The organism is Winogradskyella sp. (assembly GCF_016744625.1).
Taxonomy (GTDB): Bacteria; Bacteroidota; Bacteroidia; order Flavobacteriales; family Flavobacteriaceae; genus Winogradskyella.
In genome coordinates, this window is sequence record NZ_JADGDZ010000020.1 from 16470 (window position 1) to 31678 (window position 15209).

Annotated in this window: 17 protein-coding genes; 2 read left to right on the forward strand and 15 right to left on the reverse strand. The window is 34.5% G+C overall.

Translation table 11 applies throughout. The annotated features are described in order from the left end of the window. Positions 1 to 48: 48 nt before the first annotated feature. The 14 genes from QZZ53_RS06510 to QZZ53_RS06575 form a co-directional block, all read right to left on the reverse strand. Positions 49 to 801 (reverse strand): enoyl-CoA hydratase/isomerase family protein, encoded by a 753-nt coding sequence (locus tag QZZ53_RS06510; RefSeq protein ID WP_296382763.1) that lies wholly within the window; start codon positions 799 to 801, stop codon positions 49 to 51. Position 802: 1 nt separating this feature from the next. Next, on the reverse strand, positions 803 to 3301 hold the full coding sequence (paaZ, locus tag QZZ53_RS06515; protein ID WP_296382765.1) for a phenylacetic acid degradation bifunctional protein PaaZ: 2499 nt from the start codon (positions 3299 to 3301) through the stop codon (positions 803 to 805). Positions 3302 to 3351: 50 nt separating this feature from the next. Next, on the reverse strand, positions 3352 to 4560 hold the full coding sequence (gene pcaF / locus QZZ53_RS06520; protein ID WP_296382767.1) for a 3-oxoadipyl-CoA thiolase: 1209 nt from the start codon (positions 4558 to 4560) through the stop codon (positions 3352 to 3354). An 89-nt stretch (positions 4561 to 4649) separates the two neighbouring features. Then, on the reverse strand, positions 4650 to 5054 hold the full coding sequence (locus tag QZZ53_RS06525) for a hotdog fold thioesterase (RefSeq protein ID WP_296382770.1): 405 nt from the start codon (positions 5052 to 5054) through the stop codon (positions 4650 to 4652). Positions 5055 to 5115: 61 nt separating this feature from the next. Next, entirely contained in the window at positions 5116 to 6285 is a 1170-nt protein-coding gene (locus QZZ53_RS06530; protein WP_296382772.1) for a 3-hydroxyacyl-CoA dehydrogenase NAD-binding domain-containing protein, read from the reverse strand. 9 nt (positions 6286 to 6294) lie between these two features. Further along, entirely contained in the window at positions 6295 to 7230 is a 936-nt protein-coding gene (locus QZZ53_RS06535; RefSeq protein ID WP_296382775.1) for a pyridoxal-phosphate dependent enzyme, read from the reverse strand. Continuing rightward, positions 7231 to 8013 carry an enoyl-CoA hydratase-related protein gene (locus QZZ53_RS06540; RefSeq protein WP_296382777.1) on the reverse strand — a complete coding sequence of 261 codons (783 nt, stop codon included), beginning with the start codon at positions 8011 to 8013 and terminating at the stop codon, positions 7231 to 7233. It lies immediately after the preceding gene. Continuing rightward, a complete protein-coding gene (locus tag QZZ53_RS06545; protein WP_296382778.1) occupies positions 8006 to 8401 on the reverse strand; it encodes a VOC family protein in 396 nt (131 codons plus the stop codon). The genes QZZ53_RS06540 and QZZ53_RS06545 overlap by 8 nt, the downstream gene beginning before the upstream one ends. 79 nt (positions 8402 to 8480) lie before the next feature. Further along, positions 8481 to 8981, reverse strand: coding sequence for a 1,2-phenylacetyl-CoA epoxidase subunit PaaD (gene paaD / locus QZZ53_RS06550; protein ID WP_296382780.1), 501 nt, complete (start codon positions 8979 to 8981; stop codon positions 8481 to 8483). A gap of 53 nt (positions 8982 to 9034) precedes the next feature. Then, complete coding sequence (gene paaC / locus QZZ53_RS06555) at positions 9035 to 9790, reverse strand: 1,2-phenylacetyl-CoA epoxidase subunit PaaC (protein WP_296382782.1); 756 nt, start codon at positions 9788 to 9790, stop codon at positions 9035 to 9037. A 53-nt stretch (positions 9791 to 9843) separates the two neighbouring features. Then, the gene (paaB, locus tag QZZ53_RS06560; protein ID WP_296382784.1) at positions 9844 to 10134 is read right to left on the reverse strand and encodes a 1,2-phenylacetyl-CoA epoxidase subunit PaaB; all 291 of its coding nucleotides are present in this window, start codon (positions 10132 to 10134) and stop codon (positions 9844 to 9846) included. 57 nt (positions 10135 to 10191) lie between these two features. Next, on the reverse strand, positions 10192 to 11148 hold the full coding sequence (gene paaA / locus QZZ53_RS06565; protein WP_296382786.1) for a 1,2-phenylacetyl-CoA epoxidase subunit PaaA: 957 nt from the start codon (positions 11146 to 11148) through the stop codon (positions 10192 to 10194). Between the two features lie 149 nt (positions 11149 to 11297). Continuing rightward, a complete protein-coding gene (locus QZZ53_RS06570; protein ID WP_296382788.1) occupies positions 11298 to 12371 on the reverse strand; it encodes a 2Fe-2S iron-sulfur cluster-binding protein in 1074 nt (357 codons plus the stop codon). A 67-nt stretch (positions 12372 to 12438) separates the two neighbouring features. After that, positions 12439 to 13008, reverse strand: coding sequence for a TetR/AcrR family transcriptional regulator (locus QZZ53_RS06575; RefSeq protein ID WP_296382790.1), 570 nt, complete (start codon positions 13006 to 13008; stop codon positions 12439 to 12441). A 111-nt stretch (positions 13009 to 13119) separates the two neighbouring features. Here QZZ53_RS06575 and QZZ53_RS06580 point away from each other — a divergent pair, with 111 nt between their 5' ends. After that, positions 13120 to 13428 carry a rhodanese-like domain-containing protein gene (locus tag QZZ53_RS06580; RefSeq protein ID WP_296382792.1) on the forward strand — a complete coding sequence of 103 codons (309 nt, stop codon included), beginning with the start codon at positions 13120 to 13122 and terminating at the stop codon, positions 13426 to 13428. 3 nt (positions 13429 to 13431) lie between these two features. On the opposite strand, the gene QZZ53_RS06585 is transcribed toward QZZ53_RS06580, so the two are convergent. After that, positions 13432 to 14055 (reverse strand): DUF4230 domain-containing protein, encoded by a 624-nt coding sequence (locus QZZ53_RS06585; protein WP_296382794.1) that lies wholly within the window; start codon positions 14053 to 14055, stop codon positions 13432 to 13434. Between the two features lie 226 nt (positions 14056 to 14281). On the opposite strand from QZZ53_RS06585, the gene QZZ53_RS06590 reads away from it, so the two are divergent. Then, the gene (locus QZZ53_RS06590; protein ID WP_296382796.1) at positions 14282 to 15166 is read left to right on the forward strand and encodes a hypothetical protein; all 885 of its coding nucleotides are present in this window, start codon (positions 14282 to 14284) and stop codon (positions 15164 to 15166) included. Positions 15167 to 15209 lie beyond the last annotated feature (43 nt).

Here is a 15209-nt window from a genome sequence, read left to right on the forward strand (position 1 = left end):
GAATCTCTTGAAGAGATTGCCACGTCCTTCGTCCTAGCAATGACAATTCTATTTAAATCCTTTTAATTTTTCTTTTGTAAACTCAGACAACACTAATCTTCCACTTGTTTGGGCTCGTTCAGCTAATAATGCATCCCAATCATCAGTACCTGTCCAAAACACTTTTTTCATTTCTAGCATAGCTTCAGTATTATATGTGCATAAATGCTCTGCTGTTGCTTTTACTGCTTCGTCTAATTCTTCTGTAGTTTCATAAACTTGAGTAAACAAGCCTTTTTCTTTTGCCCATTCTGCAGGATAAAATGAATTCGCATCAATGGCAATTTGCGACATGGCGCTTAATCCCATTTTACGTTCTATAGCTGGTCCAACAACGAAAGGTCCAATTCCGATATTTAATTCACTTAATTTAATAGCAGCAAATTTTGTTCCCATACAATAATCAGTTGATGCAGCAAGTCCTACTCCACCACCAACTGTTTTTCCTTGTATACGTCCTATGATAAACTTCGGACACTTACGCATAGCGTTAATCACATTAGCGAATCCTGAAAAGAATACTTTTCCAGTAGCAGCATCATTGATATTAATCAATTCTTTGAAACTTGCACCAGCACAAAATGTTCTGTCTCCTCCACTCTTTAGAACTATGACTTTAATGGCATCATTCTGACCAGCTTCAGTAATTGTATTTGCTAATTTTGCTAATATGTCACCAGGAAGTGAATTATGTGCAGGATGAAAAAATTCAATATAGCCTACTTCGTTTTCTATTGTTTGTTTAACGTATGGTTTTGTCATATTATATTAATCCAAATTGTTTAAAATGGTGATTTAAATGTTTACGTTCTAATAAATAGGATTCATATCTGTTCAATTCACCAAAAACAAGGTTCTTCAATTTAGCATCTGGATGCTCTTTGAAATACTCTAAATATTTTTCTCTTTGTTCTTTAAATTTTTCAATAGCTGTAGTCAAATCAGAATACCTCAATTTATCTAAAGTGTCTTTTTCAAGCATTGGGAAATTTGAATCCTTCGGAAATTCATTATAATTATAAAGACTATTATAAACCTTCTCAAGAATTTTTTCAGGTGTAGAAATTTCAAAATCTTGAATTTCACCTGATGCAATCTTATAGGTATATTCTAAATGCTCTAACATATGTTGAGGTGTCATAATTCCCCATTTTGGTTTTGTGTCTTCTGAAAGTTGACTTAAGCACTTATCAATTTTTTTAGTTGTCATTTCAACAAAAGTCTCTTGCTTCTTTTGTACCATAGTAAGAACTGTAGCCAAAGCCACCAACTCATCATCTGCATCAAAAATCTCTGCAAACCATTTTACGATTCCGCTTGGATGCTCTGCACTCGCCACATCACGATCTATTTTTTGCTTACATGTTAAACGTACATATATCGTATCGTTATGGTATAATGGACGAAGGAATCTACATTCTTCTAATCCATAATTTGCAGACACTGGACCTTTATTCGGATACACAAATAATCCTGCTGCTGCTGAAATAATGAAATAACCATGAGCAGTCCTCTTTTCGAAAATACTTCCATCCAAAGATGTAATATCTGTATGTGCATAGAAATGATCCCAAGTTACATTTGCAAAGTTGATAATATCGGTATCTGTGAATGTACGTTTATGCGTCTTCATAGACATTCCTGGCTGGATGTCTTCCCAATGGTATTTAAATGGATGCTGTTCTGCTTCCGTATATTTTGCATTCTGTTGGTAAATCCCAGTAATCTCTGTAATTGTTGTTGGTGAGCCTTGAATTGCAGTACGTTGCAGATAATGCTTAATACCTCGCATACCTCCCATTTCTTCTCCACCTCCAGCACGTCCTGGACCTCCATGCACCAAATAAGGTAGTGGCGAACCATGACCAGTACTTTCCTTTGCCATATCACGATTTATTACCATAATACGTCCATGGTGACTTGCTACATTTACAACATAGTCTTTTGCAATTTTATCGTCATTAGTCGCAATCGAAGACACCAATGAACCTTTACCCATTTGGGCTAATAAAATAGCCTCGTCTAAGTTTTTATAAGGCATTATGGTACTCACTGGTCCAAATGCTTCGCGCTCATGAATCACTGTACTTTGAAATGGATGATCTGCACGTAATAATATTGGACTTACAAAAGCACCTTTTTTAGCGTCTGCTCCAATCGTTTCAATTTTATCTAAATCACCATACACAATCTGTGCTTCTTTAGTTAAATCGTTGACTGAATCTCTAACTGCTTGCACTTGTTGATGACTCACTAGAGATCCCATTCGTACTTCTTTAAGTCTTGGGTCACCAATCGTTACTTTATCTAGAGCTTTGCCTAATGAAATTTGAACATCTTCTACTAACCTTTCTGGAACAATGATTCGTCTAATTGCTGTACATTTTTGCCCAGCTTTAACGGTCATTTCTTTTCGAACTTCTTTGATGAATAAGTCGAATTCTGGTGTTCCAGGTACTGCATCTTCACCTAAGATAGAAGCATTTAAAGAATCGGCTTCCATCGTAAATGGCACAGATTCTTGTATTAATCTTGGATGTGCTTTTAGCAAACGTCCTATTTGAGCAGAACCTGTAAAGGTGACTACATCTTGAGACTCAACAGTATCTAAAATTGTTTTTACTGTTCCGTTTATGATTTGCAATGCTCCTTCTGGTAAAATACCTGAAGCTATAATTTCTCTTGCAACCGCTTCAGCTAAATAAGAAGATGAAGGTGCTGGTAATACTACTGCTGGGACTCCAGCCATCCAATTCACTGCGCATTTTTCTAACATTCCCCAAACCGGAAAGTTGAATGCGTTGATATGCACAGCAACACCTTTTTTTGGCACCATAATATGATGTGCCATAAAACGTCCACCACGAGATAAATCGATAGCATCTCCTTCTACATGATATGGTTGATTAGGAAATAATTTTCTTAATGATGCATTCGCGAATAAGTTTCCAAAACCACCTTCGATATCTATCCAACTATCTACCTTTGTTGCTCCAGTTCTATAACTTAATTCATAAAAAGCATTCTTCCTTTTCGTAAGATATAATGCTAAACTTTTGAGCATATTCCCACGTTCTTGAAAGGTCATTTTACGAAGTACTTCACTACCTTTTGTTCTTCCGTAGTTAAGAATTTCTGGAATATCTAATCCTTCAATAGCAACGCTTGTAAATGCCTCACCAGTAATTGCATCATGGATTGGTATTCCTTCTTCTTTTCCAGTTGTCCAATTTCCTTGGACATAGTGTTGAATCTTATTCATATAATTCAATTTATAATGGATTCCGCATCAAGTGCGGAATGACAAATCTTTTAAACTCTTTCAATAATTGCAGCATATCCTTGTCCAACACCAATACACATCGTTACTAATGCATATTTTTTGTTTTGTTCATGTAATTCTAAAGCTGCAGAATACGCTATTCTTGCTCCAGTAACTCCAAGTGGATGACCAATAGCAATCGAACCTCCATTTGGATTTAATCTTGGGTCATCATCTGCAATTCCCCAAGCTCTTGTACAGGCTAATGCTTGCGCAGCAAATGCTTCGTTAAGCTCAATAACATCTATATCATCCATCGTCAATCCAGCTTTTTCTAATGCTTTATTAGATGCTTGTACTGGGCCAATTCCCATTATTCTTGGCTCAACACCAACCACAGCAGAACTAACAATTCTCGCTATTGGTTTTAGGTTGTACTTTTTTACTGCATCTTCTGATGCTATTATAGTTGCAGCAGCTCCATCATTTAATCCTGAAGAATTTCCTGCTGTGACGCTTCCTCCTTCTTTTTTAAAGGCTGCTCTTAATTTCCCTAAAACTTCTAAAGACGTTGTTGGTTTTACAAACTCATCTTTTGAAAATTGAATTGAATCCTTTTTACGTTGTGGAATTTCGACAGTAACTATTTCTTTAGCTAGTCGTCCGTTTTCTTGAGCTTTAGTTGCTTTCATCTGACTCCAATAAGCAAACTTATCTTGGTCTTCTCTAGAGATGTTATACTTCTCTACAAGATTTTCAGCAGTGTTTCCCATACCATCTGTGCCATACAATTTTTGCATTTTAGGGTTGATAAAACGCCATCCAAAGGTTGAATCGTACATTTTAGAATCACCTCCATATGCTGTTGATGGCTTTGCCATAACATAAGGACCTCTTGTCATATTCTCAACACCACCTGAAATAAAAACATCTCCATCTCCTGCTTTTATAGCGCGATTTGCATGAATGATTGCTGATAATCCTGAACTACATAATCGATTCACTGTTTCTCCAGGCACTGTAAATGGTAATCCTGCTAATAATGACGACATACGTGCCACATTACGATTATCTTCACCTGCTTGGTTAGCACAACCCATAATAACATCGTCGTAAGCTTCTTTTGGAATATTTGGATTTCGTTTTACAACTTCTGCAATTACCAAAGCTCCTAAATCATCTGTACGAACAGCTGATAAGGTTCCTTTGTAATTTCCTATTGGTGTACGAACACCATCTATTATGTATGCTTCTTTCATATTTAATGCCCACGTAAGTGGGTATCTATTAATTCTACTTCAAATATAATTTACAACTCTTAATTACGAGATTTCTGCCTGCGCAGGAATTAACCCCAATCTTTTTGAGTTCTGTATACAACACCTTTAAAAAGTGCTACTAATTCATCACCTCGTTTTACTTCAATGATATTAAACCCCAATTTATTTTTTACTTTTTCTATAACTGATTCTGCAACTAAATAGTCACCTTCAACTAATGCTTCAATATGATTGATACTCGTTTCAATAGAAACTGCATATTTACCATGTGTATTTGCTGCAAATCCAAATGCTGTATCTGCAAGTGTGTAACTAACACCTCCATGAGCTTTGTTCATGCTATTAATCATATCTTTTCTTATAGTCATTCCTAATTTGCATCTCCCTATTTCACATACCAAAATTTCTATACCTAGCCATTGGCTAAAAGCATCCTGACTTAGCATTTTATGTGGAATCTGTTCTCCTTTCATATTTATTAGTTCTCGATACAAAATTGCTAAAAAAGCAATTTCACTCGAACTGACGTTCCTGTTAAAAGAAGGTCTTATTTTCTTTGTTCAATTTACGCAATAAAGGGCTACAACGGTATCTATCTTCGTGATACTCATCGTATAATTCATCCAATCTAGATACACACCAATCAATTCCCTTTTCATCTGCCCAAGTCAATAAGCCTTTAGGATAATTTACGCCTTTAGTCATGGCGTTATCGATATCTTCCGCTGATGCAACATTTAAAAATAGAGCATCTGCTGCTTCGTTGATTAACATTACTAGCACTCTGTCGAATATCTGTTGTGCTCGTTTTTCATCTTTATTGGCAGATGCTAAAATAAATTCAGCACTACTCATACCATTCTGGTAATCGTAGTATCCTTTTCCAGATTTTCTACCTAAATAACCTGCTTCTGAAAAACGCTTTTGTGTAAATGCTGGTTTATATCTTGGATCAAAATAGAAGGCTGTAAACACTGTTTCTGTAACTGTATAATTAACATCGTTACCAATGAAATCCATGAGTTCAAATGGTCCCATACGGAAACCACCTAATGATTTTAAACTATGGTCAATAGTTGCAAAATCTGCTAAACCCTCTTCATAAATTCGTAATGACTCTCCATAGAATGGTCGTGCTACTCTATTAACAATAAAACCAGGTGTGTCTTTAGCTACTGCTACTACTTTTTTCCAATTTGAAATCGTTTCAATTGACTTTTGAAGTACCTCTTCAGAAGTTTGAATTGCAGGAATGACCTCAACCAATTTCATTAAAGGTGCTGGGTTGAAAAAATGAATTCCAATACAACGTTCAGGTTTCTCTAAAGATGCTGCTATAGATGCAATCGACAAACTCGATGTGTTTGATGCTATAATACAATCTTCAGATACATAGCTTTCTAATTCTGAAAATACTTTCTTTTTTATATCAAGATTTTCAATAATGGCTTCAATAGTTAAGTTTGAATCTGATAAATCTTTCAAATTATCTACATAACTGATGTTAGACTGAATCCTATTCTTTTCATCAGCATCAATACGTCCTTTTTCAATTAAACGATTTAAGATTTTTTCGAGACTTGCTTTGGCTTTATCTAAAGCAACTTCATTAGTATCGTATAGTTTTACTTTACAACCAGAAGTCGCCGCAACTTGTGCGATACCACTTCCCATTGTTCCTGAACCTATAATTCCTACGTTCATAGTTTTATATTAAAACGGTAGATTTTTCACATCTACATTACCGCCAGATAAAATGATTCCGACGTTTCTATTTTCAAATTCTTCTTTATTCTTCAATACTGCTGCAAAAGGAACAGCTGACGATGGTTCTATAATAATCTTCATTCGCTCCCAAATCAGTTGCATCGCGTTTATAATCTCGTCTTCTTCAACACGGATAATCTTATCGACATGCTTTTGAATAATCGGGAAATTTCGATCACCCAAATTAGTTCTTAATCCATCTGCAACTGTATGAAAACTATCATTAGTTTCAATTTTTCCAGAAATTAAAGAGCGAAAGGCGTCATCGGCTTCCATCGGTTCTCCTCCAATCACTTTGCAGTTGTCTGAAAAATAATGCACTGCTAAAGCCGTTCCTGCAATTAGCCCTCCTCCTCCGACTGGTGTTAAAATTACATCTAAATTAGGACATTCTTCTAATAGTTCTATCGCAGCTGTACTATTTCCATAAATTACCTCATCTTGGTTGGATGGATGTAGAAATGAAGCTCCTTTTTCTTTTTGTATTCTATCAGCTGTTTCTTCTCGTGCTTCCGGTGTCGATTTACACTCTATAATTTCACCTTCATATGTTTTTACTCCATCTTTTTTAACCTGAGGAGCATTTTCTGGCATTACTATGTAAGCCTTTACTCCAAGTTTTTGAGCTGCAAGTGATACTGCTTGGGCAAAATTCCCTGACGAATGTGTAACTACACCTCTTCTTCTTTCTTCTTCTGAAAGGGATAGAATAGCATTGGATGCTCCTCTCATTTTAAAAGCACCCATTTTTTGAAAGTTCTCACACTTAAATACTACTTGAGTTCCGACCATATCATTCAATAATCCCGAACTGAGTACAGGTGTTTTATGAATATACGGACTTATACGTTCTCTAGCTTGTATGAGTATTTCTTTAGTCAATTAATTGCCCTTGAAGTTTGGTTTTCGCTTTTCAATAAATGCTGCTACTCCCTCAGCATAATCGTTACTCTGTGCTGCCTCAATTTGTAATTTAGATTCTAAAGCCAATTGATCTTCTAAAGTATTGGTCATTGACTTATTAAATAATTCTTTAATAAGACCTAAGGCTTTTGTTGGCATATTAGCTAGCTTTATTGCTAGTTTAGAAATCGCTTCTTCAAATTCTTCTAAAGGGACTGATTTATATATCATTCCCATTTTTTCTGCGTCGCTTGCAGAAATCTTATCACCTAACATCGCTAAGGCTTGTGCTTTTTGAAAGCCAATTAAACGTGGTAAAAAGAATGTACCAGCACTATCTGGCACTAAACCAATTAAACTAAAGGCTTGTATAAAACTCACTTTTTCATGAGCAACAACAATATCACAAGCTAGTGCAATATTTGCTCCTGCACCAGCAGCAACTCCATTTACAGCTCCGATAATAGGTTTCTTAATTGATCGTATTCTCGTGATTATTGGATTGTAATGCTCCTCTAATATTTTTTTAAACCCAGGATTTAATTCAGGGTCTGTAACTTCTTTTAAATCTTGACCAGCACAAAAGGCTTTGCCGTTTCCTGTAAGAACGATTGCTCTTACATCTGCATTAGATTCACAATCATCTAAAATCGCTTGAAGACTTAAAGCCATCTCACGATTAAAACTATTAAAGACTTCTGGTCTATTTAGTGTTATGTATGCTACTTTGTTTTCAATTTTTAATTCTATTGAATTACTCATTCTTTTTTGATAATTTAAAATGTGGGTTATAAATTATTCCAATGACATTATTCCACGGATCGTAGAGGCTTGCTACCATAATATCATCACCAACATTATTTGGTTCTTCGTGTTTTGTGGCACCTAAACTTATTAAGTACTTATATGCCTCCTCTATGTCGTCAACTCCCCAATATGAAAATACATTTTCTGTTTTAGAGTTTAGATCTCTTTCTTCAGATTGTAATCCTAGTTCATATCCACCAATATTAAAGCCAACATAAAATGGTTCATTAAAATAGGGTTTGGTATTAAAGGCTTTTGAATACCATTCAGTCGCTTTAACAATATCATCTACCATATATATAGTAGTTCTAAGCCCTAATATTAAAGATTTTTTGTCGCTCATATTTTTTATTGTCATTGCGAAGATGAAAGACGTTGCAATCTTATGATGAGATTCCCACGCTTCGCTCGGAATGACGTTATCACTTTAAGCATTTAAAATAGTCGAATGGTTCTTGGCAATCATCACACTGAAATTGTGCTTTGCATGCAGTTGAACCAAATTGACTTACCAATCGTGTGTTTTGTGAACCACAATTAGTACACTTAACGATTCGTTTTTCGTTTAACAATACATCTTTATCCGCTTCGGCATCTAAAGGTGCAGCAATGCCATAATCTTCTAATGCTTTTCGACCTTTTGGAGTAATCCAATCTGTTGTCCAAGCAGGATGTAAAATCAAATCAATTTCAGACTCGTAGCCTGCATGCTTTAATGCCATTTTGATATCGTCACCAATAACATCCATTGCTGGGCAGCCACTATATGTTGGCGTGATTTCAACTTTAACAATATTATCAATAATTACCGCAGAACGCACAACACCCATATCCATAATTGATAATACCGGAATTTCAGGGTCTGAAACCTGCTCCAAGATTGAAATTAGTTTATCGTTTATGTTTTGTTCTGTTGCTGTCATAATTATTTTGATGAGCTCCTAAAACAAGCTCAAGGTTACAAATCAAAAGATTGTTACCACTCCATATTTGGGTAGGTCCGTTGCATGTATTGCAAATCACTTAATAAAAACCCTAAATGTTCTGTATGAATCCCTTCTTTACCTCCTTTTTGAAACCATTTAGATTCAGGAACCTGAAGATCAGCTTCATCTAAAAGATAACTTACTTGTTTATAGTAATTCTCTTTTAACTTAGTAACATCAACACCTATACCTTCTGAAACCATAACTTTATCCGCTTCTGTTTGATGAAACAATTCATCAGTATATGTCCACAAATCATTAATAGCTTCTTGCATTTTTCTGCTACTTTCTTCTGTACCATCTCCCAATCGTTTTACCCAATCTGAAGAAAATCGAACATGATAACTCACTTCTTTGATACACTTATTTGCAATAGCGCAAAGTGTCAAATCTTTACTCTTCTGTAATTCTGAAAGAAATGCTAAGTGATAAACATCAAACAAAAATTGACGGCCAATCGAATATGCAAAATTTGTATTGGGTTGTTCTACCAACAATACATTTCTATACTCGCGCTCTTTACGCAGCATGGCAATATCATCTTCGGTTCTGTCATCACCAGCAATTTTTCCAGCATACTGAAAATAACTACGTACTTGCCCAAATAAATCTAATGAAATATTAGTGCACGCGATATCTGTTTCTAAACTTGGTCCATGACCACAGAGTTCACCCATTCGTTGTCCTAGGACAAGACTGTTATCTGCGATACCAAGAATGTAATTATATAAATTTTCGTTTTTCATGTTTAATATTTTGCTTGATGAGATTCTGAAACAACTTCAGAATGACATAAGTATTACATGTGTTTTATCTCGTCTGGTAAATCGTAAAATGTTGGGTGACGATAGACTTTATCTTGAGCAGGCTCAAATAATTCTCCATTGTGCTCTGGATTTGAAGCTGTTATATGTTTAGATTCTACAACCCAAATACTTACACCTTCATTTCTTCTTGTGTAGACATCACGAGCATTCTCCAGAGCCATTTCTGCATCTGCAGCATGAAGACTTCCAAAATGTCTATGTTCTAATCCGTTTTTACTTCTAACGAAGATTTCCCAAAGTGGCCAGTTTTTTTTATCCGACATAATTATTTTATTTATTTGTTTGACGACCTTTCGACTGCGCTCAAGGGGACAAACAATTTAAACTACTTGTTTTTGTTTTCTTTCTTGTTTCTTTTTGGCATGAGCCATTGCTGCATCTCTAACCCATTCGCCTTCTTCCCATGCACCAACTCTAGCTTTCATACGTTCTTTATTCATTGGACCATGACCTTTAACTACTTGCCAAAACTCATCCCAATCGATTTCTCCAAAATCATAACTTTTTCTATCTTCATTCCATTTTAAATCTGCATCCGGAATTGTTAAACCAATTAATTCAGCTTGAGGAACTGTTTGATCTATAAACTGCTGACGCAAATCATCATTTGACTTTCGTTTCAATTTCCATTTCATAGATTGTGCTGTATGTACGGATTTATCATCTGTAGGTCCTAACATCATAAGACTTGGCCACCACCAACGATTCAATGCATCTTGAGCCATATCTTTTTGCTCAGGTGTTCCGTTAGCCAATTTCATCATGATTTCATAACCTTGACGTTGGTGAAAACTTTCTTCTTTACATACACGAATCATAGCTCTAGCATATGGTCCGTATGACGTATTACATAATGGCACTTGATTAATAATAGCCGCACCATCTACTAACCAACCAATTGCTCCCATATCTGCCCAAGTTATTGTAGGGTAATTAAAGATACTTGAGTATTTAGCCTTTCCAGAATGCAATTGATCGTAAAGTTCATTACGTGAAACACCTAGAGTTTCTGTTGCAGAATAGAGATACAAACCATGACCAGCTTCATCTTGAATCTTAGCCAACAAAGCCACCTTACGTCTTAACGAAGGTGCTCTAGTAATCCAGTTTCCCTCTGGAAGCATACCTACAACCTCGGAATGTGCATGTTGCGACATTTGTCTAATATGCGTTTTACGATACTTATCTGGCATCCAATCTTTAGGTTCAATTTTTTCGTCACGTGCAATTCGTGCTTCAAACTGATCCTCTAAATTTTTAATTTGTTCTTCACTCATTATTCTAAGCTTTTTGCTATTGGGTTTTAGCCTTTAGCGTGTTGAACTTTAATTTTTCTTTTTCAATATATTATAGTTTCCTGCATATTCAATAATTCTATTTTATTAAATTCGTGAATCTTTGATTTCACAGGAATGACATATCTTATTTACACGTCGAAATCGACTACTACTTTGTTAGAAGTTGGCACGGACTGACAGCTTAATACCAGATTTTGTGATACTTCTTTATCGTCTAAGGCATAATTAATCTTCATTTCTACCGAGCCTTCTTTTACTTCACATTTACAAGTACTACAAACTCCTCCTTTACAAGCAAATGGCAAATCTGCACCTGCACCTAATGCTGCATCTAAGATATTATCGTAGTCTTTAGTCATGGTGAATTCGAATTCTTTACCACCATCTACAATTGTAACCTCAACACCTTCAACGTTTTGTTGCGAAAGGCGTTCTGCTCGCTTTATATCTTCTTCTGAAAGTCCTGTAACAAACAATTCATAATGAATAAGTTCCTTTGGCAAACCAGAGTTTATTAAGTATTCGCTTACATAATTCACCATTTTTTCTGGACCACAAAGAAATACTTCGCTTGTGTCTGGTACATCGATGAATGTTTTAGTTAAAACTTTCATCTTTTGATCATCAAACCTACCATTGAATAAATCGATATCTCGACGCTCTTTGGTTAAGAAATAATAAATTTCTAATCTTCCAAAATAGGTGTTTCTAAGCTGTTCTAATTCTTCTTTAAAGATAATGGATTTTGCCGTTTTATTTACATAAAACAGTTTGCATGTAGAATTAGGCTCTTCAGCTAAATGCGTTTTAATCATGGACAGAACTGGTGTGATTCCACTTCCAGCAGCAAAGAACAAATAGTTTTTTTGCTCATCTGGCTTAATTGGAACTCCAAATGTACCACTTGGTGGCATCACTTCAAGTTGATCTCCAATTTTCAATTCTTTATTTATAAAAGTTGAAAATTTCCCCTCAGGAATAAGCTTAACTGCTACTTTCCATTGATGTTCAATTGGACTTGAGCACAAGGAATATGATCGACGCACATCTTCTCCATTGATATCAGCTTTTAAAGTCAAATGCTGACCTTGTCTATATTTAAATGCTTCTCTTAATTCTGAAGGGATTTCGAAAGTAACAACTGAAGTATCTTCAGTTTCCTTATAAATATCCGCAACTTTTATATTGTAAAATTCTGCCATAAAACTACTTAAAAAACAAACTAACGCTTGTTAGTTTGTTTTACAAAGTTATAAAATATATTCTAAACTATTTGTTAATTCCTTTTACCAAGATTTGATTTAGAGTATTCGATAATTCTACAAGGTTAAGGTCTTCTTTTTTAGGTACCCAAATATAAAGGGACCTCAATGTAGTTAAGATAGAAAACATCATCACTTCGGGCTGAGCATTAACTATTTCTCCAGATGCTATGCCATCTTTCAGAATTATTCTAAAATCATCTTCATAATCGACACGTAGTTTTTGGTAATAATCGAGTTTTTCTTCTAAATGCATCCAATCGTTATTTAAGGATGCCATACCATAAATGTTTTGGCTAGAAATCCTCACGTGCAATTCAATAATTTTCTTAAGCTTATCTATACAAGATTCATTAGAGGATTGAATTAATTTCATACCTTCTGTAAACTCTTCGGCCAATGAAATTATAATAGCATTTAAAATATCCTGCTTTGAATTAATATGGTTATAAAGACTTGCGGCTTTGATACCCATAGCCTTTGCTAGATCTCTCATAGTTACAGCACTATAGCCTTTTTCTTTAAATAACTTGGCAGCTACTCTTATAATTTCTTCTTGACGTGTTTCAGTTTTCATGCTTAAATAAAGTACTAAAATAGAAAGATTTTTATGTTAGTGTAAATTAAATGTAACTTTGGTTACTTATTGTTCTGAGAAGTTTTCAGAATTTTGTCTAAAATAAAAAACATGGGATTATTAAATGCTTTATTTGGAAAGTCAACTAATAATGTTGCTGAATATATTGAAAAAGGTGCCATTATTTTAGATGTTAGAACACGAAGTGAATACCAAGGAGGTCATATAAAAAATGCCTTACATATTCCACTTCAGGAATTAGGCAATAGAATTAATGAGGTTAAAAAACTAAACAAACCTGTAATAGCATATTGTGCTAGTGGTATGCGTTCTGGTAGTGCAACGAGCACATTAAAGTTTAGAGGTATTGATGCTATAAATGGCGGAGGAATGGTTAGTTTGCAACGGAAGATGAGCTAAAAACTAATCCAAAAGCCCTTCCAGATTCTTTAGCTGATTCAAATCTTTAACAGGATTTTCATTGTATTGTAATGTCCAACCCAAAGAATTAGTTAGAATAAAGAATTTTGAAAGTTCACTTACTAATCTATTCTGAGCGTTTGATTTTAAATCTGAAGCTTCAATTTTTTTCATTAGTGAGGTGTTCACCGTTTCCTTAATTTCGTTGTAGTCTTTTGCTTCAAACTGATTTAAATAGTCAGCCTGAATATCATAATATTCAAAATCTGGACTGATCTTTATTTCCTCTTCTGGCATGCTTAATACCTGTAAAATCTTATTCTCTTGATCTATTTTGTATTCAATTTTACTTAAATCATATCCTATTGTTACGTCTGCATTAACAATTACGATAGCTTGTTTTTCTGCCTCAAACAAGTCCCCAAATACAGCTTTAGAGTTTTTATACGTAAACACCTCACTAAAATGACCTTCGGTAACAACGAGTTTACCAACATTTTTAATCTGTTCTTGTATTAAAGCTGTGTTTTCTTTCAATACAGTTTTATCTTCTTGCTTATCTCCGCAATATTTAAACGTGAATAAAACAATCAAGGTAATAATGACTCCAAATAATATTTTTCGCATAGGCTAATTTAAATAAATTACGAATCAATACAGAGCAAATTTGCACTTTTTAAATCCTACTTTTCTGCATTATAGCGGAGACCTGAGCTCCTTAGCTATAAAAAGCGCAAAGCATCTTAGATATATTATAAGTCAGGTATAAGTCTCTAATTTAGCTAATGAAAGCACTATTATATTTTAAAACTAAAGGATATAACAGCGTAATTAATCCATTTATTAAAGTGTTATGTTAAAAAAAGCATGCATATTCCTCTCCCTTCTATTGACCATATTTTGCTATGGCCAAAAGTCTACATTACTTGAAAACGTTAATTATCGCGCAAAAGAATTAAAGCAAAGTTTAAGCATAAACGGAGACAGTTTAATACTAGAAGGTGAACGAAGAATTTATTCAGTAGAAATTTTTAATCAAAATTTCGAAAAAACGATACAAGTTGAAGGTAATCAAACAAAGATTCCATTAAACGACACTCCTTTAGGCAGACTTGTTGTTCAAGCAAAATTAATTGACAAACGAATCTTAATAACTTTATTGAGACATGAGCAAATTGATGATATCTCAAAAAAACTTAAGACATCTATTTTAAATAATTCTTTAGTATCAAAGCCTATTGCTAAAGCTCTAACTGTTGAAAACGAAATCGTGTTCTCAGGCTATATAAAACCTCCTGTTCCTACATACAAAATTAAAGACACAGAGATAATCATTATAGATTCTACAACAATAAGGAACAGATTAGTGAAGTCTGATGTAAACTCTAAAAAAACAATTTATGTAGATAGGCATGCGCAATTACTATCCGGAAGACAAAAAAAAGCAACACATAAGATTAACACTTATTATTGGGTTAAATATGAGATCAATAATGGTAGTACATCGCGAAAATCAATGAGATTGGTAAATAAGGAATCAGCAGATAAACTAATTTTAAAGCATAAATTAGAAATAAAGACCCTTAAAGGAAGGCTTAACGAGCTAACCATTTGGGAGGTCTATGACAAAAGAGCTTTTATAGAAAAGCAAGTCAGCAACCCAAATTACATTAACGCTTTGAGCTCAGATTTTTTTAACGTTTCTCCTTACTTCTCGTCAGAAAACAATATAAAATAGCTTTTATTTTTTTCTTTAAATTCACTGAAGTACAATCCTAATC

Bases quoted from the DNA above. Each gene is read 5' to 3' on its own strand.
- pcaF (WP_296382767.1), bottom strand. From the start codon at position 4,560: ATGAAAGAAGCATACATAATAGATGGTGTTCGTACACCAATAGGAAAT.
- QZZ53_RS06585 (WP_296382794.1), bottom strand. From the start codon at position 14,055: ATGCGAAAAATATTATTTGGAGTCATTATTACCTTGATTGTTTTATTC.
- QZZ53_RS06530 (WP_296382772.1), bottom strand. From the start codon at position 6,285: ATGAACGTAGGAATTATAGGTTCAGGAACAATGGGAAGTGGTATCGCA.
- QZZ53_RS06570 (WP_296382788.1), bottom strand. From the start codon at position 12,371: ATGGCAGAATTTTACAATATAAAAGTTGCGGATATTTATAAGGAAACT.
- paaB (WP_296382784.1), bottom strand. From the start codon at position 10,134: ATGTCGGATAAAAAAAACTGGCCACTTTGGGAAATCTTCGTTAGAAGT.
- QZZ53_RS06575 (WP_296382790.1), bottom strand. From the start codon at position 13,008: ATGAAAACTGAAACACGTCAAGAAGAAATTATAAGAGTAGCTGCCAAG.
- paaZ (WP_296382765.1), bottom strand. From the start codon at position 3,301: ATGAATAAGATTCAACACTATGTCCAAGGAAATTGGACAACTGGAAAA.
- QZZ53_RS06510 (WP_296382763.1), bottom strand. From the start codon at position 801: ATGACAAAACCATACGTTAAACAAACAATAGAAAACGAAGTAGGCTAT.
- paaD (WP_296382780.1), bottom strand. From the start codon at position 8,981: ATGACAGCAACAGAACAAAACATAAACGATAAACTAATTTCAATCTTG.
- QZZ53_RS06540 (WP_296382777.1), bottom strand. From the start codon at position 8,013: ATGAGTAATTCAATAGAATTAAAAATTGAAAACAAAGTAGCATACATA.
- QZZ53_RS06525 (WP_296382770.1), bottom strand. From the start codon at position 5,054: ATGAAAGGAGAACAGATTCCACATAAAATGCTAAGTCAGGATGCTTTT.
- QZZ53_RS06580 (WP_296382792.1), top strand. From the start codon at position 13,120: ATGGGATTATTAAATGCTTTATTTGGAAAGTCAACTAATAATGTTGCT.
- QZZ53_RS06590 (WP_296382796.1), top strand. From the start codon at position 14,282: ATGTTAAAAAAAGCATGCATATTCCTCTCCCTTCTATTGACCATATTT.
- QZZ53_RS06545 (WP_296382778.1), bottom strand. From the start codon at position 8,401: ATGAGCGACAAAAAATCTTTAATATTAGGGCTTAGAACTACTATATAT.
- paaC (WP_296382782.1), bottom strand. From the start codon at position 9,790: ATGAAAAACGAAAATTTATATAATTACATTCTTGGTATCGCAGATAAC.
- paaA (WP_296382786.1), bottom strand. From the start codon at position 11,148: ATGAGTGAAGAACAAATTAAAAATTTAGAGGATCAGTTTGAAGCACGA.